The 17,364-nt window shown below is 71.8% G+C and carries 16 protein-coding genes; 11 read left to right on the top strand and 5 right to left on the bottom strand.

The genetic code is table 11. The features are described from left to right. Positions 1 to 114: 114 nt before the first annotated feature. The 5 genes from VB738_RS01700 to selD are packed head-to-tail and all read left to right on the top strand — an operon-like array spanning position 115 to position 7,574. Positions 115 to 1,518 carry a hypothetical protein gene (locus tag VB738_RS01700; RefSeq protein ID WP_323304090.1) on the top strand — a complete coding sequence of 468 codons (1,404 nt, stop codon included), beginning with the start codon at positions 115 to 117 and terminating at the stop codon, positions 1,516 to 1,518. Then, complete coding sequence (locus VB738_RS01695; protein ID WP_323304089.1) at positions 1,518 to 3,353, top strand: glycoside hydrolase family protein; 1,836 nt, start codon at positions 1,518 to 1,520, stop codon at positions 3,351 to 3,353. Before VB738_RS01700 ends, VB738_RS01695 begins: the two co-directional genes overlap by 1 nt. Positions 3,354 to 3,374: 21 nt before the next feature. Continuing rightward, positions 3,375 to 3,710: a hypothetical protein gene (locus tag VB738_RS01690; RefSeq protein WP_323304088.1), complete on the top strand. Its 336-nt coding sequence runs from the start codon at positions 3,375 to 3,377 to the stop codon at positions 3,708 to 3,710. A gap of 19 nt (positions 3,711 to 3,729) precedes the next feature. Then, the gene (sulP, locus tag VB738_RS01685) at positions 3,730 to 5,442 is read left to right on the top strand and encodes a sulfate permease (RefSeq protein WP_323304087.1); all 1,713 of its coding nucleotides are present in this window, start codon (positions 3,730 to 3,732) and stop codon (positions 5,440 to 5,442) included. Beyond that, positions 5,439 to 7,574, top strand: coding sequence for a selenide, water dikinase SelD (selD, locus tag VB738_RS01680; RefSeq protein ID WP_323304086.1), 2,136 nt, complete (start codon positions 5,439 to 5,441; stop codon positions 7,572 to 7,574). The genes sulP and selD overlap by 4 nt, the downstream gene beginning before the upstream one ends. Here the strand turns inward: selD and mnmH are convergent. Next, positions 7,531 to 8,571 (bottom strand): tRNA 2-selenouridine(34) synthase MnmH, encoded by a 1,041-nt coding sequence (gene mnmH / locus VB738_RS01675; protein WP_323304085.1) that lies wholly within the window; start codon positions 8,569 to 8,571, stop codon positions 7,531 to 7,533. The genes selD and mnmH overlap by 44 nt on opposite strands. A 106-nt stretch (positions 8,572 to 8,677) precedes the next feature. On the opposite strand from mnmH, the gene VB738_RS01670 reads away from it, so the two are divergent. Then, positions 8,678 to 9,625, top strand: a complete 948-nt coding sequence (locus VB738_RS01670; RefSeq protein ID WP_323304084.1) for a putative selenate ABC transporter substrate-binding protein — start codon at positions 8,678 to 8,680, stop codon at positions 9,623 to 9,625. A gap of 113 nt (positions 9,626 to 9,738) precedes the next feature. Beyond that, entirely contained in the window at positions 9,739 to 10,806 is a 1,068-nt protein-coding gene (locus VB738_RS01665) for a ChaN family lipoprotein (protein ID WP_323304083.1), read from the top strand. Between the two features lie 107 nt (positions 10,807 to 10,913). On the opposite strand, the gene VB738_RS01660 is transcribed toward VB738_RS01665, so the two are convergent. Next, positions 10,914 to 11,255 carry a 4a-hydroxytetrahydrobiopterin dehydratase gene (locus tag VB738_RS01660; protein WP_323304082.1) on the bottom strand — a complete coding sequence of 114 codons (342 nt, stop codon included), beginning with the start codon at positions 11,253 to 11,255 and terminating at the stop codon, positions 10,914 to 10,916. Between the two features lie 194 nt (positions 11,256 to 11,449). Between VB738_RS01660 and VB738_RS01655 the strand changes: the two genes are divergently transcribed. Beyond that, a complete protein-coding gene (locus VB738_RS01655) occupies positions 11,450 to 12,028 on the top strand; it encodes a dihydrofolate reductase family protein (RefSeq protein ID WP_323304081.1) in 579 nt (192 codons plus the stop codon). Between the two features lie 38 nt (positions 12,029 to 12,066). Here VB738_RS01655 and VB738_RS01650 read toward each other — a convergent pair whose 3' ends face one another. The 3 genes from VB738_RS01650 to VB738_RS01640 all read right to left on the bottom strand — a co-directional run bounded on the left by VB738_RS01650 (position 12,067) and on the right by VB738_RS01640 (position 14,148). Further along, positions 12,067 to 12,732, bottom strand: coding sequence for an SDR family oxidoreductase (locus VB738_RS01650; protein ID WP_323304080.1), 666 nt, complete (start codon positions 12,730 to 12,732; stop codon positions 12,067 to 12,069). A 44-nt stretch (positions 12,733 to 12,776) separates the two neighbouring features. Continuing rightward, positions 12,777 to 13,685: a cation diffusion facilitator family transporter gene (locus VB738_RS01645; protein ID WP_323304079.1), complete on the bottom strand. Its 909-nt coding sequence runs from the start codon at positions 13,683 to 13,685 to the stop codon at positions 12,777 to 12,779. A 91-nt stretch (positions 13,686 to 13,776) separates the two neighbouring features. Beyond that, on the bottom strand, positions 13,777 to 14,148 hold the full coding sequence (locus tag VB738_RS01640; protein WP_323304078.1) for a DoxX family protein: 372 nt from the start codon (positions 14,146 to 14,148) through the stop codon (positions 13,777 to 13,779). A gap of 125 nt (positions 14,149 to 14,273) precedes the next feature. On the opposite strand from VB738_RS01640, the gene VB738_RS01635 reads away from it, so the two are divergent. The 3 genes from VB738_RS01635 (at position 14,274) to VB738_RS01625 (ending at position 17,342) form a co-directional block, all read left to right on the top strand. Continuing rightward, a complete protein-coding gene (locus tag VB738_RS01635; protein ID WP_323304077.1) occupies positions 14,274 to 15,044 on the top strand; it encodes an ATP-binding cassette domain-containing protein in 771 nt (256 codons plus the stop codon). Next, positions 15,041 to 16,585: a phosphonate ABC transporter gene (locus VB738_RS01630; RefSeq protein WP_323304076.1), complete on the top strand. Its 1,545-nt coding sequence runs from the start codon at positions 15,041 to 15,043 to the stop codon at positions 16,583 to 16,585. The genes VB738_RS01635 and VB738_RS01630 overlap by 4 nt, the downstream gene beginning before the upstream one ends. A 94-nt stretch (positions 16,586 to 16,679) precedes the next feature. Then, the gene (locus tag VB738_RS01625; RefSeq protein ID WP_323304075.1) at positions 16,680 to 17,342 is read left to right on the top strand and encodes a hypothetical protein; all 663 of its coding nucleotides are present in this window, start codon (positions 16,680 to 16,682) and stop codon (positions 17,340 to 17,342) included. Positions 17,343 to 17,364: the final 22 nt, after the last annotated feature.

Below are 17,364 nucleotides of genomic sequence, written 5' to 3'. Positions count from 1 at the left end.
TCCGGCCGGGGAGGATTGTCCGGTTCCCCTCAACTTATGTTACGAACCTGGGAAGTCAATGGACGGGCAATAATGCCAAGCCAAGACTTCACAAAGGGTCGTCATCTTCAGCCTGTGCCGTTTCCATGGCCGGAATCCCCACGCCCATTCGGCCGGCGGCGATTCGGGGGCTGGCCGCGTCCTGGGGCCTGGGGCCGGGCGGGCCTGCTGCTGCTCCTGGCCACGCTTCCGGTGATCGCCGGAGCCTCGGTGCAGGCCGCTGTCCTGGCGGCGCTTCCGGCCGTCAATCCCGCCGGGATCATCACGCTGGATGAGCGGGACCAGTACATCCTGCGGTACGTCATCTATTTCTCCGTGCTGGTCGGGGGTGCCCTCGGCGGCTTCATCTACAGCGTCAGCCGCCACCGGGGCTTCATCGTCCCCCACTGGGTGTCCGCCCCGGCCGAGGGCCAGGACATCCCTGACGCCAAGGCGGCCCGACCGGTTCGCACGACCTACGACCTCGGGACGCTGGCCGACATCATCGTCGGCATCGGTGGCGGCATCATCATCTTCAATCTCGTTCCCCAGAGCGGTGAGGCGGATCTGTTCGAGAGCCTGCTGAACCAGCGGGCCAGTCTCGGTACGGCCGTGAGCACCGTGATGAAGATCCTGGCCCTGTCCCTGATCGGGGGCTTCGCCGGCATCAGCCTGTTCGATGAAGCGGCCAAACGCATCAACCGGCAGCTGCAGGAGACGCAGGCGGAGCTGCGCGTCAATCGCGGCAGCATCCAGGAACTTCAGAACAATGACCGGCAGGAATCGGACATCCAGTTTCTGCTCAGCCCGCTGCTTGATCCCTCGCTGCAGCCGCTCACGGAATCCCAGAACGAAGCCCTCAAGGCCCATGTGATGCAGGCGCCGCTGAACCTCCGCAACAAGGTGTTCGAGCGGCTCCAGAAGGCCCATGACAGCCATCCCGTCAGCGGCAGCGATGCCGCCGCCCTGCCGGCCGCCGAGATCGAGACCCGCCTCAGCCTCCAGGAGGGCCTGCTGGCCGGATTCGATGCCCTGATCGCCGCCGCCAGGCAGCCGAAGGGTCCCGACGCCGAGGAGGACGCCTTCCTGCACCGCTATCTGGCGCACCGCGGCTTTGTCCATCTGCAGCTGGGCTGCGGCAGTGAACGACTGGGTGGATCCGCTGGCCACCCCGGCCGGCACTGGCGCGAGGCCGAGGAGAGCCTGTCCCAGGCCATCGAATTGAGGGACCGCAGCGCCGCTGACAGGCAGATGTACTGGCACTACAGCCTGCAACGCATGGTCACCCGCTTCAAACTGGGCAACACCGACCCGATCCAGGCCGAGCTAGAGCAGCCGGAGGTGAAGCAGTGGCTCTCCAAGAGCCGCGGCATCGTTCACGCCATCGTCAAATCGCTGCCCCTTGACTTCGTCACCTTCCTGAGTGGCCTCCTCCCGGACTTCTTCGCGGCTGAAGAGCCGACCCCACTGCAGAGGATCCAGCGCTCGGGAGCCCTCTGATGCCGTTCATCACCGCCCTCGAAGATGCGGGCCTGAGCCCCGATACCACCGCCGCCGCCGCCGACTCCTACGTGCCGGCCGGCAGCCAGCTGGGGATCGACTGGATCCGCCCCGATGGAGAGGGGATCCTGGCGGTGGTGCGCCTGGCCGGGCCGTACACCTACCCCGGTGCCGGCGCGGCCCTGCCGAAGGGGGCGCTGCGCTATCTGAACCCGGCGCGGTTCCAGATCCCCGACGACGCCTGGTGGCGGGAGGTCGCCGCGCCGGCCACCGCCAACCCCGCGGCTTCACCGTCGCCCGCCCCGGCATCGAAGCCGGCCTCAGGGCGGCTGCCGCCCGAGGTGGCGACGCTGACCCGCCACTACGAGGGCTGCCGGCTGGAGGCCTACCCCGACCCCCGCACCGGCGGTGAACCGATCACGATCGGCTGGGGCAACACGTTCTACGAGGACGGCTCCAGAGTCCGCCTGGGGGATCGCCTCACCCAGGCCGAGGCCGATGCGCTCCATGACCACATCGTCCACCAGCATTTCTGGAAGCGGCAGGCGGCACGGATTCCCTTCTGGGCGGAGATGGACGACCGCCAGCGAGCGGCGCTCTGCAGCTTCGCCTACAACCTCGGGGCCGACTTCTACGGCAGCGAGGGCTTCGACACGATCTCGGCGACGCTGCGGGATCGCGACTGGGCGGCCGTGCCCGCCGCCCTGATGCTCTATCGCAACCCGCGGGATCCCGGCGTCGTTGTCGGCCTGGGACGCCGGCGGCGGGCGGAGGGGCTGGTCTGGATGGGCGTCGATCCGGCCGAGGCCATCCGCCGGGCCGAGCGTGAGGTCAACAGCGCCCCGGACGCCCGTCGTCTGGCTGAAACGCTGCGTGGCGTCGCCACCCCAGCCCCCGCCCCCCGCGGCCCAGCGTCCAAGAGCGAGCTGAGGCTTCAGGACGTGCTCCGGCAGGGCCTGGTCATCGAGCACGGCGAAATCCCCGACCATCCCGCCCTGGCCACCCAGATCCAGCAGCGGCTGATCGCGCTCCAGCTCCTGGAGCCCCCCACCGGCGCCTTCGGCCCCCTCTCCACCGCCGCCCTGCGCAGCTTCCAGAAGCGGATGAACAGTGGCGAGGAGAACGTGCTCGGCGCCACCACCGCAAAGCTGCTGATCGAAACATCCCTCGAGGAGCTTCCCCAGCCGGCCCTTGACCTCAGCGCAGGCGACCTGGCCGCCCGGACCATCCAGTACATGCGCCGCAAGGGCTTCCAGGTCTCCGCGGGGCCCGGGGAGCGGAACATCGTTTACGTGGAGGGCATGAATCCCGATGGCACGCTCAATGACGATTCCCCCAACCAGTTCAACGACCTGCGTCTGGTGATCGCCTTCGAGGAGGCCAGGCCGAAGATCCTCGGCCGCTGGGAGGCCACGACCGAACCCGGCAGCCACTACACCCACAAGCCGATGAACGACCGCGGCGCCGCCCGGATCCGGTTCGGCCAGTACCGCGCCTGGCAGGTCGGTGTGCACGGCAACAGCGATCCCCACGAGGCCCTGGTTCAGGCTGCCCCGGTGACGGTCCACCGCGATGCCAACAAGGATTTCCAGCGTCCCGGCGACCTGGAGGACACCGGACTGTTCGGCATCAACCAGCACTGGGGCTACGACCTGCCCCGCAACGACATCGACACGGCCAGCGCCGGCTGCCTAGTGGGGCGCACACGGGACGGCCACCGCGAGTTCATGCGTCTCGTCAAGCAGGATCCCCGCTACCGGGCCGATAGCCGCTTCCTGTTCAGCACCACCGTCATCGCCGGGGATGATCTGAACCGGGCACCACCCCTACCCTGACGGCAACGCCACGGCACCGGCATGCCCACTTCCTTCGCCTTGATGCTCCTGGCGCTCCTCGACGCCACGCCTCGGCTTGCTGAAGCCCAGCAGCAGAGCGGGGAGCTCAGCCCGCGGGAGGAGTTCATGGTGATGGTGGGGGTGGGCTCCGGATACATGAGCGCCCTCTGCAATCTCGAAAAGGACGGCTACATCTCGACCGCCACCCGCGCCAAGCTGGCCAAGGAGCAGCTCGCCGTGATCGGCGGCGACCCCTCCACCAAGGACGATCTCGAGGGGGTGCTCGCCGGCATGAAGGGCGTCGAGGAGGACAGCTCGCTGTGCCCCAGCCAGGTGCTGCCGCCACGCCGCCAATGAGCACCGGCGGGGGACGCTGATGGAGCCGCGCCAAGGTCTGGCCGTGCTGCTGCCGGGTCTCGCTCGGCTGCTGGGCTACCAACGCAGCTGGCTGCGCCCCGACCTGCTGGCGGGCATCACCGTGGCGGCCTATCTGGTGCCCCAGTGCATGGCCTATGCCGAGGTGGCCGGCCTGGCGCCGGTGGCGGGGCTCTGGGCGATCCTGCCCCCCCTGCTTCTCTATGCCCTGCTGGGCTCGTCCCCCCAGCTGTCGGTGGGGCCGGAGTCCACCACCGCCGTGATGACGGCCGCGGCGGTCGGGCCGCTGGTGGCGGGGGATCCGCTCGTCTACGCGGGCTTCTGCAGCCTGCTGGCCCTGCTGGTGGGGCTGGTCTGCTGCGCCGGCGCCTGGGCCCGGCTGGGGTTCCTGGCCGACCTGCTCTCCCGGCCGATCCTGGTGGGTTACCTGGGGGGCGTGGCCCTGATCATGATCGGCGGCCAGCTGGGCCGGGTCAGCGGCCTGAAGCTGCAGGCGGCCGCACTCCCCGGCCAGCTGCTGGAGCTGCTGGGCCGGCTGGGGGAGATCCACCGGCCCACCCTGCTGCTGGCTCTGGGGGTCCTGGTGTTTCTGCTGCTGGTGCAGCGGCGCTTCCCCCGGGCCCCGGCCCCCCTGCTGGCGGTGCTTCTGGCGATGGCGGTGGTGGCGGCAGGCCACCTGGACCAGCGGGGGGTGGTGGTCATCGGCGCCATCCCGGCCGGTCTGCCGGTGCCGGCGCTGCCGCCGCCGGTGTCGGGCGCCCAGCTCCGAACCCTGCTCACGGCGGCGGTGGGCATCGCCCTGGTGGGCTACTCCGACAACGTGCTCACGGCCCGGGCCTTCGCCGCCCGCGGCGGCTACCGCATCGACGCCAACCAGGAACTGCTGGCCCTCGGCAGCCTCAACCTGGGCAATGGGCTGATGCAGGGCTTTCCGGTGAGCAGCAGCGGCAGCCGCACCGCCATCGGCGATTCCCTCGGCAGCCGCTCCCAGCTGTTCTCCCTGGTGGCCCTGGCGATGGTGCTGGCGGTGCTGCTGTGGCTGCGGCCGGTGCTGGCCCTGTTCCCCACGGCGGCCCTGGGGGCGATCGTCATCTATGCCGCCCTGCGCCTGATCGATATCCCCGAGTTCCTGCGGCTCCAACGCTTCCGCCCCAGCGAATTCCGGCTGGCCCTGATCACCCTGGTGGGGGTGCTGCTCACCGACCTGCTCACCGGCGTGGCGCTGGCGGTGGGGCTGTCGGTGATCGATCTGTTCGCCCGCCTGGTGCGTCCCCACGACGCTGTCATGGGGATCGTGCCCCGGCTGGCGGGCCTGCACGACGTGCGCGATTGGGAGGGGGCGCGCACCATCCCGGGCCTGGTGCTGTTCCGGTTCGATGCCCCGCTGTGTTTTGCCAACGCTGAGCACTTCCGCCAGCGGGTGCTGGCGACGATCGCCGCCGAGTCCCAGCCGGTGGCCTGGTTCGTGCTCAACGCCGAGGCGATCGTGGAGATCGACATCACGGCGGCCGACGTGCTCGAGGAGCTGCAGCGGGAGCTGACCGCCCGGGGCATCACCTTCGGCCTGGTGCGGGTGAAACAGGATCTCTACGCCCAGCTGGAGCGGGCTGGTCTGGTGGAACGGATCGGGCCGCGCCTGTTCTTCCCCACCCTGCCCACGGCGATTGCAGCCTTTCAGGCCCGGACCGCCGCGGCGCCGGTGCCCAGCCCATGAACGCCGCTGCCGAGCACCACCTGCTGCTCCTGGCGGGGGGCGGCCACAGCCATGTGCTGGTGCTGCGGCGCTGGCTGATGCGCCCCCGGACCCGGCCGCCGCGCACCCGCCTCTGTCTGGTGAGCCGCCACAGCACCGCCCTCTACTCGGGCCTGCTGCCCGCCGTGGTGGCGGGGCTGGAGCCCCTGCAGGCCGCCGCCATCGACCTGCGCCGCCTCTGCACCCTGGCCGGGGTCGTGTTCGTGCAGGCGGAGATCACCGGGCTCGACCCAATGGCCCGGGAGCTGCAGCTGGCGGGCCGTCCGTCCTTGCGCTTCGATCGGCTCAGCCTCGATCTGGGCGCGGTCACCGCCACCGCGGGATGGTCGGCGGGGGAGGCGATGGCCGTCAAGCCGCTGGAGCCCTTCCTGGCCTGGGCGGAGCGGCGCCATGCCGGCGAGCCCCTGGTGATCCGCGGCGGTGGGGCCGCCGCCGTGGAGCTGGCCCTGGCCTTCCGGGCCCGGGGGATGGCCTGCGAACTGCTGCTCCAGGGGGAGTCTCTGCACCTGGGCTCGGCGGCGGCGAACCGGGCCGGTGAACGGCTGGTGGCCCAGGCCGCGATCCCGATCCAGCGCCGGGCGCCGGCCGGGGCCCCGGCCGATCTGGCCTGCACCGGCAGCCGCGCCCCCGCCTGGCTGGCGGCCGCCGGCCTGCCGGTGGACCCCGGCAGCGGCCGGGTGCTGACCCACCCCAGCCTGGCGGTGATCGGCCATCCGGAGCTGTTCGCCAGCGGCGACTGCGGCCTGATCGCCGCCGATCCCCGGCCCCCCTCGGGGGTGTGGGCGGTGCGCTCGGCGCCGGTGCTGGCGGAGAACCTGCGCCGCAGCCTTGCCGAACCCGCCCGGCCGCTGCGGCCCTGGCGGCCCCAGGCGCGGGCCCTGCAGCTGCTGGGTGACGGCGGCTGGCACCCCGCTGGCCCCCGGGCCCTGGCGTTCTACGGGCCCGTGGCCCTGGGGCCATCGGCGTGGATCTGGCGGTGGAAGCAGCGCATCGATCGGGCCTTCATGGCGCGCTTCGCCGCACTCCAGCCGATGGCCGGGGCCGCCATGGCCTGCCGCGGCTGCGCCGCCAAGCTGGGGGCGGCCCCCCTGGCGGCGGCCCTGGCCAGGCTCGACCCCGAGGGACCACCGCGGCCGGTGGAGGACGCGGCCGTGGTGGGCCGCGGCGCCGACGGCGACCTGCGGCTGCAGAGCGTCGATGGCTTCCCGGCCCTGGTGGACGACCCCTGGCTGAACGGGCGGCTCACCACCCTGCATGCCTGCAGCGACCTCTGGGCCAGCGGCGCGACGCTGGAGAGCGCCCAGGTCCTGGTGACAGTGCCGGAGGCGGCCGCCGCCATCCAGGAGGAGCTGCTGCTGCAGACCCTGGCCGGGGTGCGCTCGGTGCTCGATCCCCTCGGCGCCGCCCTGGTGGGTGGCCACACCCTGGAGGGACGCGACGGGGCGGGGCTGGCCCTGGCCCTGACCGTCAACGGCCGGGTGGCGCCGGCGACCCACTGGGGCAAGGGGCCGCTGCGACCCGGCGATGCCCTGCTGCTCAGCCGGCCCCTGGGCAGCGGCGTGCTGTTCGCCGCGGCCATGGCCGGCGCCGCCGCACCCGCCTGGATGGAGGCCCTGCTGGAGGGGATGCAGCACAGCCAGGCGCCCCTGGTGCCGCTGCTGGCCACCCACGGCTGCCGCGCCTGCACCGACATCACCGGCTTCGGCCTGCTGGGCCACCTCGGCGAGATGCTCGACGCCAGCGGCGCAGGGGTGGCGGTGGAACTTGAGGCCGCGGCCATCCCCGCCTATGGCGGCGCCCTGGAGCTTCTGGAGCGGGGTTATGCCAGCACCCTGGCCCCCGCCAACGCCGCCGCCCTGGCCCTGCTCGAGGGTCCGGTGCGGCTGGTGGGCGGGTGCGGCGCGGGGCGGACCGCCCTGGCGGGGCTGCTGATCGACCCCCAGACCTGCGGACCGCTGCTGGCGGCGCTGCCGGCGGCCCAGGCAGCCGCGGCCCTGGCGGCCCTGCGGGCCGCAGGCTTCGGTGCGGCGGCGGTGATCGGGCGGGTGGTCAGCCGCGGGGCGGCTGATGCAGCGTCACCAGCCCCCGGCTGATCAGCTCGCGGGCCGCCTCCGGCGCCGCCAGGCCCCCCAGATGCACGGGGGTGATGGCATGGCCGTCCAGGTCGTGGTCGTAGCAGCGGTCGTAGTAATCAAGCATCTGCCGGCAGGCAGTGGCCCAGTCGCCCCGCTCGATCGCTTCGAGGGCCAGGGCGGTGCGCTGGGGCCCCAGCCGCCGGGCGATCCGCCGGGTGGCCTCCGCCAGGGCGAGGGGATCCTGGGCGCCGTAGATCGCCACCAGGTGGGCCACCCGCTCCTGCAGGGGCCGCTCCACCGCCAGCACAGGCGCGGCCTTCATCTGGCGCCACAGACCGGCGGGAATGCGGCAGCGACCCACCATGGCGCTCTCCGCCTCCAGCCAGATCTGATCCGCCCCGGCCAGGGGGGCCAGGGCGGCGGCCAGCTCGTTCTCGTAGTGCTCGACGCTGGGCTGCTCCGGCAGTCCCAGCCCGCCGAAGCTGCTGCCGCGGTGGTGAGCCAGCCCCTCCAGATCCACCACTGCGGTCCCCCGCTCCCGCAGGGCGAGCAGCAGTTCGGTCTTGCCGCTGCCGGTGCGGCCCCCCAGCAGCCGCAGGGGCCAGGGCCGCTCGAACAGCTCCAGCACCCAGCGCCGGTAGCTCTTGTAGCCCCCCTCCAGCAGCAGCACCGGCAGCTCCAGCTGCTGGGCCAGCCAGGCGACGCTGGCCGAGCGCATGCCGCCGCGCCAGCAGTGCAGCCGCAGGGGCGCCCCGGCCGAGCGTTCGCTCCAGGCCACCAGTTCGGTGGCCAGGGCCTCCATCCGCGGCCCCACCAGGGCCAGACCCCGCCGCACCGCGGCCTGGCGGCCCTGCTGCTTGTAGAGGGTGCCCACCTCGACCCGCTCGCCATCGCTGAACAGGGGCAGATTGGCGGCCCCGGGGATGTGGCCCTGGCGGAATTCCGCCGGCGTGCGCACGTCGAGCAGCGCGCCGCCTGCTGCCAGGAACGCATCAACGGCAAGGCAGGGCGCCATGGGGCTCGCGGCAGGGACGGGGGCGCCTGGTGATGACGAAGGCCTTGGGCCGGCACCCAGCTGATGGCCATAGTGGAGCAACGGCCTACTCCCCTGCCCAAACCCGATGGTCTTCCGGATCCGCTCCACCGCCACCGCCGCCCTGATGGGGGTGTCGCTGGCGTTGCTGCCGCTGATGGCGCCCCCCGCCGCCCCCCTTCCCGGCCTGTTGGCTCCGGCGGCGGCCCAGCAGAGCCAGAAGGTGCTGCGCATCGGCGCCATCCCCGACCAGAAGCCCGAGACGCTCAACCGGCTCTACCCGCTGGTGGCCAATGAACTCAGCCGTCAGCTGGGGGTGAAGGTGGTCTACGTGCCGGTGGTCGACTATGCCGCCGCCGTCACCGCCTTCCGCACCGGTGGCCTGGATCTGGTCTGGTTCGGCAGTCTCACGGGGGTGCAGGCGCGCCTGCAGAAGCCCGGCGCCGTGGTGATCGCCCAGCGCGACATCGACGCGTCGTTCCAGAGCGTCTTCATCGCCAACACCAGCAGCGGCCTCAAGCCGATCAGCAACGTCAAGGGGCTGGCGGAGCTGAAGGGCAAGCGCTTCACCTTCGGCTCGGAGAGTTCCACCTCCGGCCGCCTGATGCCCCAGTTCTATCTGAATCAGGCCGGGGTCAAGCTGAGCGACTTCGCCGGCGGTGCCCCCGGCTTCAGCAGCAGCCATGACGCCACGATCGCCCTGGTGCAGAGCGGCGCCTACCAGGCCGGCGCGGTCAGTGAAGAGGTCTGGCGCAGCAGCCTCAGTGAGGGCAAGGTCAACCGCGCCAAGGTGGTGCCGATCTGGAAAACCCCCGGCTATCCCAACTACCACTGGATTGCCCAGCCCGATCTCGACAAGCGCTTCGGCAAGGGCTTCACCGCCAGGATGAGGTCGGCGATCCTCAGCTGGCGCCCCACCAATCCCAGGCAGAAGGAGGTCCTGGCGTTGTTCGGCGCCCAGCGTTTCATCCCCGCCAATGCGGCGGCCTACAGCCCCATCGAGAAGGTGGGCCGCCAGATCGGCAAGATCCGCTGATCCCCTTCGGCCGCCGGCACCGCCGTGGCCCCAGGGCCGCCGGGCTGGCCCTGGTCGCCCTGCTGGGGGCGGCTGGGCCTGCGGCCGGCGCCTGTGTACCCGCGGGAGCCTGGGTGAAGCCCACCGCCAACGGTCCCCGGACCGTGTCGGCGAGTGACCTGCTCGATCGCCTGGCCCGTCGTCCGGTGGTGCTGCTGGGGGAACGCCATGACAGCGCCTCCCATCACCGCTGGCAGCTGGCCACCCTCCAGGCGCTGCAGGCGCGCAGCCCCGACCTGAGCCTCGCTCTGGAGATGGTGCCGCGCCGGCTGCAGCCGGTGCTCGACCGCTGGGTGGCGGGGAGCCTTGAGGAGCGCGCCTTCCTTGACGCCCTCGACTGGCCGGCCATCTGGGGGTACGACGTCGATCTCTACCTGCCGATCCTGCGCTTCGCCCGCGACCGGCGGCTGCCGCTCGTGGCCCTGAACGTGGAGCGCCGGCTGGTGCGGCGGGTGCGGGCCGAGGGCTTCGCGGCGGTGCCCGTCAGCGAGCGGGAGGGGGTGGGGCCTGCGGCGCCGGCCAGCGCGGCCTACCGGGCCCTGCTGCACCGGCTCTGGCAGCACCATCCCTTCGTTCCCAGCAGCGGCCAGGGGGTGCCGGGGCAGGAGGACCCCTCCTTCGGCCGCTTCGTGGAGAGCCAGTTGCTGTGGGACCGGGCCATGGCCGAGGCCATCGCCGACCAGCGCCGCCGGCGCCCTGGGGCCCCGGTCGTGGCCCTGATCGGCAACGGCCACCTGGCCGGAGGCCACGGCGTGCCCCATCAGCTGCAGGCCCTGGGCCTGAAGGAAGTGGACTGGTTGCTGCCCTGGGAGGCCAGCCTCGGCTGCGCGCCGCTGCAGCCTGGCCTGGCGACGGCGGTGTACGGCGTCGTGTCCCCGCCGCCGGCGGGCCTGCGGCTGGGGGTGTATCTGGAAACCCACGGCGGCCGGGTGGAGATCCAGCAGGTGGCTCCCGGCTCGCTGGCGGAGCGCTCCGGGCTGCGGGTCGGCGATGGCATCACGGCGATCGACGGCCAGCCGGTGAGCAGTGCCCGCCAGGTGATCGAGTGGCTGGCCGCGCACCCCGTGGGCCGGCCCCTGGGCCTCACCCTTCGGCGGGATGGGCGGCTGCTGAGGCTGCAGCTGGCCCTGCCGGGCCTCTGAGATCCCGCCTCCGTCCGTACCAGGGCGGCAGCAACAGGTGGGGGATCTGGTGATCGCGGCTGGCGGTGATCGGTGGAGGGCGATGGGCGTGGGGGAAGGTCTGGCCTTCAGGCGTGAGCGTCACCATCGGTGATGGCATCGAATTTCGCCGCCAGCACCACATCGGAGCGGGTCAGTCCCTCCGGATCGTGGGTGTAGGTGGTGGCTGCGGCGTATCCCCATCCCAGCTGGAAATCGGCATGGTGCCCCTGCTCCTCACAGATGGCTCCGGCATGGCGCACCCAGTGGAGTGCAGAGCCGAAATCCTGGAACGTCCAGACCTTGTGCAGATGGTCTCCATCGACCAGCTCCCACCCAGGCAGCTCGCCCAGGAAGCCGTTGATCTCGTTGCTGGTCAGCGTGGGGCCAACACCTTGGGCGGGGATGCACGTTTCGTCCCGTAAGTTCATGATGCAATGTCTTCCATTTTCCTGGCATCAGGCTATCGACAATGGGGTTGGCTTGGGAGGTTTCCCTGAAGGACAGAGGACGCATCCATGGCGCAGATCGACGGCACATCAGAAGCTGCGCCAGGCCGCAGCCAGTCGTGTGGGACACATTGCTTGCAAGCCAAGTGCGTCCGACAGCGCAGTTCATCAGCACAGTGAAAACCCAGTATTACGCCGCATCAAGCCTGGATGGTTTCATCGCAACCACCAATCATTCCCTGGACTGGCTGCTTCAATTCGGTGAAGCTGAAGGCCCTGGCTATGATGAATTTCTCGCTGAGGTTGGGGCGATTGCGATGGGTTCAGCCACCTATCAGTGGCTGGTGGATCATTATATCAAAGCTGGAACATCGGAGGAAAAGCCCTGGCGCTTTGAACAACCCACGTGGATTTTCACGAGCCGCAAGCTGACCTCCGTGCGGAACGCGGATCTGTGCTTCGTCGAGGGTGCGGTCGCCCCTGTGCATCGGCAGATGGTCGCCGCTGCGAAAGGGAAGAACATCTGGATCGCCGGTGGGGGCGAGTTGGCGGGCCAGTTCATCGATGCCGGCTTGCTGGATGAGCTGATCATTCAGGTGGCCTCCGTGACGCTGGGGCAGGGACGGCCTCTCCTTCCCAGGCTCATCGCCTTCCCGCCCCTCAGGCTCACATCGGTGCAGGCCCTCGGTGAGGCGTTCGCTGAACTCCACTACGACGTGCCGCGCCAGGCTGAGGCGATGCCGGTTGGGACCTGATCAGTCTTCGGTGGTCTGTTCCCGCGTCGACGGGCCCTCTACCAGGGCAGCACCTGGCCGTTGGCGTGCCAGAACGTGCCGCTCGTCTCCAGGGTCAGGGCGTCGATGCGGGCCAACAGGCCGCGTACCGACTCCTCGGGCGTGATGCCCTGCGCACTGAAGCCCGTCATGCGGGTGCTCACCAGGCCGGGGTGGAGCAGGGCCACGGCGATGCCGCGGGGGTGCAGGTCGATGGCCAGCGACCGGCCGGCCATGTTGAGCGCCACCTTCGACATCCGGTAGCCGTAGGAGCCGCCGGAGCCGTTGTCATCGATCGAGCCCATGCGGCTCGTCATCAGGATCACCTTGGCGCCCGCGGCCAGATGGCCCAGCAGGGCCCGCGTGAGCTGCAGGGGGGCGATGGCGTTCACCTCGAACTGGCGCCGCAGGCTCTCCGCATCGAGGGCCCCCAGGCTGGTGGACTCCAGGATCCCGGCGTTGAGGACCAGGGCATCGAGGCTCAGGTCGCCGAGCCGTGCCACGAGGGCGGCGATGGCGGCCTCGTCGGTGAGGTCGATCCCCGCCTCGATGCGCACCCCCAGCCCCTCCAGTTCCGGCGACGGGGTGCGGCAGACCGCTACCACCGTGTCGCCCCTGGCCTGGAGCTGGCGGCAGTACTCCAGGCCGATGCCGCGGTTGGTGCCGGTGATCAGGGTCGTGGCCATGGGGACGGGGTGGCGGTGCGACGGTTGGCTGGATCGTATGGGGCTCAGCCCTCCTCCCAGCGGAACCCCTGGTCATCCCAGGCCCTGGGGTCCTCGATCGGTTCGAGGTGGGTCAGCACATCACTGCGGGGCAGGGCGACGGCGATCTCCTGCTCCAGCCGCTCGCAGAGGTCGTGGCCGGCCTGGACGGTCCAGCGGCCCGGCACCAGCACGTGCAGGGCGACGAAGCGGCGTGAACCGGCCACCCGGGTGCGCAGCGCATGGAAGCGGATCTCCTCCGTGGCATGGGAGGCCAGCAGCGCCTCCAGCTTCTCCTGTTCGTCGATGGGCAGCGAGCGATCGAGCAGGCCGGTGGCCGTCTCCCGCAGCAGATTCCAGCCCGTGAGGGTGATGTTGAGCGCCACGGCGATGGCGATCAGCGGGTCGAGGATCGTCAGTCCGGTGAGCTTCACCAGGCCGATGCCGAGCAGCACGCCGCAGGAGGTCCAGACGTCGGTGAACAGGTGGTGGGCATCGGCCCGCAGGGTGATGGAGTGGAAGTGGCGGGAGGCCCGCAGCAGCACCCAGGCCACCACACCGTTGAGCAGGGTGGCCACCAGGGACAGGGCCATGCCCAGCCCCAGTTGCTCCAAGGGTTCCGGGTGCTGCAGGCGCCCCACGGCGGAGTGGATGATGGCCACGGCCGCCAGCACGATCAGCACGCTCTCCAGGCCGCTGGAGAAGTACTCCGCCTTGAAGTGGCCGTAGTGGTGGGTGCGGTCGGCGGGCTTGGCGGCAAGGCTCAGGGCCCAGAAGGCCCCCAGGGCCGCCACCAGGTTCACCCCGGATTCCATCGCATCCGAGAGCATGCCCACCGAGCCGGTGTAGCGCCAGGCTGCGGTCTTCAGAACGATGGTGGCCACCGCCGCCGCCACCGACAGAAGGATGTAGGAGCGGGGGGACGCGAAGACCATGGGATCGGACCGGTCGGCAGGGGCAGGAGGCCGCCCGGCCATGCTGGCCCAGCCTGGCCACGGCGCCGCGTGGGGTCGCGGTTTGGCCCGTTCAGGGGCGGCGGTCGGCCACCAGCAGCAGGCCCCCCATGATCGAGAGGTTCTTCAGCAGCGCGATCCGTTCCTGGGGGTCGGCCACATCGCTGTGGAACAGCAGGGTGGTGGGCACCAGGAACAGCAGCAGCAGGATCGCCCCGAGCCGCGCCCGGATGCCGCTGATCACCAGCACCGACCCCACGGCCATCAGGCCCACGGCCGCCGCCAGCAGCACCGGCGCCAGGGGGATGCCCCGGCCGGCGATCATCCCGGCCACGGCGCCGAAGCCGGTCAGCTTGCCGATCACGGCGTGCAGGAACACCAGGCACAACAGCACCCGGGCGAGGCCATCGAGGAACGAGGGTCTGGATCCGCTGGAGGAGGTCATCGGTGGCCGCGGGTGCAGGACGGGGGTGGGGTTGATTCTGCTGGGGCTCCCTTCGGCCTGACGGGCCAGGGGCCCGGGCCGGATGGCTGGCAATCTGGACCCGACGTTCACGCTGTTCGCCCCCCATGGCCGCCGGCCCTGCCACCGCCGTGCTCGCGCTGCAGGGCATCCGTGTGGCCGGCCGCGGGCGGCCCCGGCTGGAGGACGTCGACCTGCGCCTGGCCCCCGGAGAGAGGGTGGCGTTGCTGGGGGCCAGCGGCGCCGGCAAGAGCACCCTGCTGGCGGTGGCCAACGGCCTGCTGGCGCCGGCGGCGGGCACGGTGCTGTGGGAGGGGCAGGCCCCCGCCCGCTCCCGCCGCGGACGGCGGCGCCAGCAGGCCCGCATCGGCACCCTCTGGCAGGACCTGCGCCTGATCGAGGAGCTGACCGTCCAGCAGAACCTCAACGCCGCCCGCCTGGCCCGCTGGGGCTGGCCCCGGGCCCTGCTCAACCTGCTGCTGCCGCTGGATACCGATGCCTGCGCGGCGGCCCTGCGGGCGATGGATCTGGATCCAGCCCTGCTGGAGCAACCGGTGACGGCCCTCTCCGGGGGGCAGCGCCAGCGGGTGGCGATGGCCCGGCTGTTGCGCCAGGAGCCCACCCTGCTGCTGGCCGATGAGCCGCTGGCCAGCCTCGATCCGCGCCTGGCCGGCGAGCTGCTGGCCCTGTTGCTGGCCCAGGCCGAGGCCCCCCGGGCCCTGCTGCTGAGCCTGCACCGCCCCGACCTGCTTGACGGCTTCGATCGGGCCGTCGGTCTCAAGGACGGCCGGGTGCTGTTTGACGGGCCGGTGGGGCAGCTCAGCGAGGCCCTGCTGGCGGACCTCTACGGGGGTGCCCCGCCCGGCGTGGGCCCTTGAAACCGGCGCCGCCCCTGCTGATGCTGCTGCCGGCCCTGGTGCTGGTGCCCCTGGCCGTCCTGCTGCCGCCGCTGCTGCACGGGGGTGGCTGGGAGCTGATCGGCAACTTCGCGCTGGCGGCGGTGACGCCCTCGCTGGATCCGGTGGTGCTCGCGTCGCTGCTGAAGGGGCTCTGGGTGACGGCCGGCATGGCCCTGCTGGGCTGGGCCGGCAGCCTGGTGCTCGGACTGCTGCTGGGGGCGTGTAGCTCCCGCACCGTGTGGCGCACCCTGACGGGCAGTGCCCTGCCGGCCGAGCTCATCCGCCGCCTGCTGGCCCTGCCCCGGGCGATCCACGAGCTGATCTGGGGCTTGCTGCTGCTCCAGCTGGTGGGGCTGCAGCCGGCGGTGGCGGTGCTGGCGATCGCCCTGCCGTTCGGTGCCCTGGTGGCCCGGGTGCTGTCCGACCTGCTCGATGCCCTGCCCACCACCGGCCTTGAGGCCCTGCGGGCGGCGGGCGCCCCGGCGCCGGCAGCCCTGCTCACGGCCCTGGGTCCGGCCCTGCTGCCGGGGGTGCTCAGCTACGGCGGCTACCGGCTGGAGTGTGCCCTGCGCAGCGCCACCTTGCTGGGGGTGTTCGGCCTCGGGGGTCTGGGCACCGACCTCAAGCTGACGCTGCAGTCGCTGCAGTTCCATGAGCTCTGGAGCGGCCTGTGGCTGCTGCTGGCGGTGATGCTGGCCCTGGAGGCGGGCATCAGCCTGCTGCGGCGGCGCTGGTTGGTGCCCGGCCGGTTCGTGCTGGCCCGGCGGGGGGTGGGCGAGCGCAGCCGCGAGATGCTGCTGGCCCTGGCGGCCCTGCTGCCCCTCTGCGTCGTGGTGGGCCGGGCCCTGGGGGTGGATCCGGCGGCCCTGCTCAGCTGGCAGCCCCTGCCCGGCCTGGGCGGCGGCGACTGGGCCGCCACCTGGGCCCTGCCCTGGCCCCGGCTTGTGGGGGGCACCCTGCTGCTCACCGCCCTGGCGGCCAGCCTCGCGGTGGGGCTGGCGCCGCTGCTGCTGCTGGTGGTGGCGCCGGTGGGCTGGGCCCGGCAGGGGCTGCGGCTGCTGTGGGCCCTGGGGCGCCTGTGGCCGCCGCCGCTGACGGCCCTGCTGCTGCTGTTCGTGCTGCAGCCGGGGGTGGTCACCGCCGCCCTGGCCCTGGGGTTCCACAACCTGGGGGTGCTGGGCCGGCTGCTGCTGGAAAGCGCCGACGCCACCGACCCGGCCGCCGAGGAGGCCCTGGCCTGCGGCGGCAGTGGGCCACGGCTGGCCCTGCTGTACGGCCGTTTCAGCGCCCTGGCGCGGCCCTACCTGGCCTATGGCGCCTACCGGGCCGATGTGATCCTGCGGGAGTCGGTGGTGGTGGGCCTGGTGGGGGCGACCGGGCTGGGCAGCCAGCTGCTGGAAAGCCTGAGTTCCTTCGCCTGGGACCAGCTGCTGGCGCTGGTGGCGGTCTACGCCCTGCTCACCCTGGTCGGCGAGGACCTCAGTGACCGGGCGCGCCGCCGCTGGTTGCAGGCGGCCTGAGGGGTCGCCGCCGTCAGCGACGGGTTGAACCAGGACCCTGCGTGGCACTCCTCCGGAGGATGACCCAAGGTGAGCCGACCCCGGTGCCGGCGCGATGCCTCCGACGCGATCCAGTCCCGACACCCCCGGCCCACCCTTCCACTACCGGTTCCTGCATCGCGTCGCGCCGGCGGCCCGAACCGGCTTCCTGGAGCTGGAGGAACGGCTGCGGACCGCGGCCCGTGGCTACCCGGGCTTCGTCGAGGAAAGCCTGCCCACGTCCCTGGGCCAGGCCGACAACGGCGAGCTGCTCTACGAATCGGCGCTCACGTTCGCCAGCCTGGCCGAATTCCTGGTCTGGATGGACAGCCCGGAGCGGCGGAACCTGCTCAACCCGGCCGAGCGCGGCGGCTACCGCTACGCGGGGGACGGCGACTGGGACGGCTATGCCCGCTGGCTGGTGGAAGCGGTGCGCCGCCGGGTGCCCGTCTGGAAGGTGAACCTGCTGGTGCTGCTGGTGCTCTACCCCACCGTGGAGGTGCTGCGGGTGCTGCTCCGGGCCCTGCCGCTGGATGGTCCCAGCGGCCTGCTGCTGGCCAATGTCTGCAGCGTGGCCCTCACCGGCTGGTGGCTGGTGCCCTGGGTGAGCCGGTTGTGCCGGCCCTGGCTGGAGGGCACCGGCAGCCGGCGCGGCCAGCGGCTCACGCTGACGGCGATCCTGGCGAGCCTGGGGGTGCTGCTGCTGCTGTTCCGGGCCCTGCCCGCCACCAGCACCTGAGCCCCCTTCCCCTCTGAGCCGC

The sequence above is a fragment of the Cyanobium gracile UHCC 0139 genome (assembly GCF_034931325.1).
Lineage (GTDB): Bacteria > Cyanobacteriota > Cyanobacteriia > PCC-6307 > Cyanobiaceae > Cyanobium > Cyanobium gracile_B.
The sequence above is the reverse complement of the archived record's forward strand: the minus strand, read 5'-3'. Positions and strand labels throughout refer to the sequence as shown.

Coding starts and splice junctions, on each gene's coding strand:
- VB738_RS01695 (WP_323304089.1), top strand. CDS start 1,518: ATGCCGTTCATCACCGCCCTCGAAGATGCGGGCCTGAGCCCCGATACC.
- VB738_RS01690 (WP_323304088.1), top strand. CDS start 3,375: ATGCCCACTTCCTTCGCCTTGATGCTCCTGGCGCTCCTCGACGCCACG.
- sulP (WP_323304087.1), top strand. CDS start 3,730: ATGGAGCCGCGCCAAGGTCTGGCCGTGCTGCTGCCGGGTCTCGCTCGG.
- selD (WP_323304086.1), top strand. CDS start 5,439: ATGAACGCCGCTGCCGAGCACCACCTGCTGCTCCTGGCGGGGGGCGGC.
- mnmH (WP_323304085.1), bottom strand. CDS start 8,571: ATGGCGCCCTGCCTTGCCGTTGATGCGTTCCTGGCAGCAGGCGGCGCG.
- VB738_RS01670 (WP_323304084.1), top strand. CDS start 8,678: ATGGTCTTCCGGATCCGCTCCACCGCCACCGCCGCCCTGATGGGGGTG.
- VB738_RS01660 (WP_323304082.1), bottom strand. CDS start 11,255: ATGAACTTACGGGACGAAACGTGCATCCCCGCCCAAGGTGTTGGCCCC.
- VB738_RS01650 (WP_323304080.1), bottom strand. CDS start 12,732: ATGGCCACGACCCTGATCACCGGCACCAACCGCGGCATCGGCCTGGAG.
- VB738_RS01645 (WP_323304079.1), bottom strand. CDS start 13,685: ATGGTCTTCGCGTCCCCCCGCTCCTACATCCTTCTGTCGGTGGCGGCG.
- VB738_RS01640 (WP_323304078.1), bottom strand. CDS start 14,148: ATGACCTCCTCCAGCGGATCCAGACCCTCGTTCCTCGATGGCCTCGCC.
- VB738_RS01635 (WP_323304077.1), top strand. CDS start 14,274: ATGGCCGCCGGCCCTGCCACCGCCGTGCTCGCGCTGCAGGGCATCCGT.
- VB738_RS01625 (WP_323304075.1), top strand. CDS start 16,680: ATGCCTCCGACGCGATCCAGTCCCGACACCCCCGGCCCACCCTTCCAC.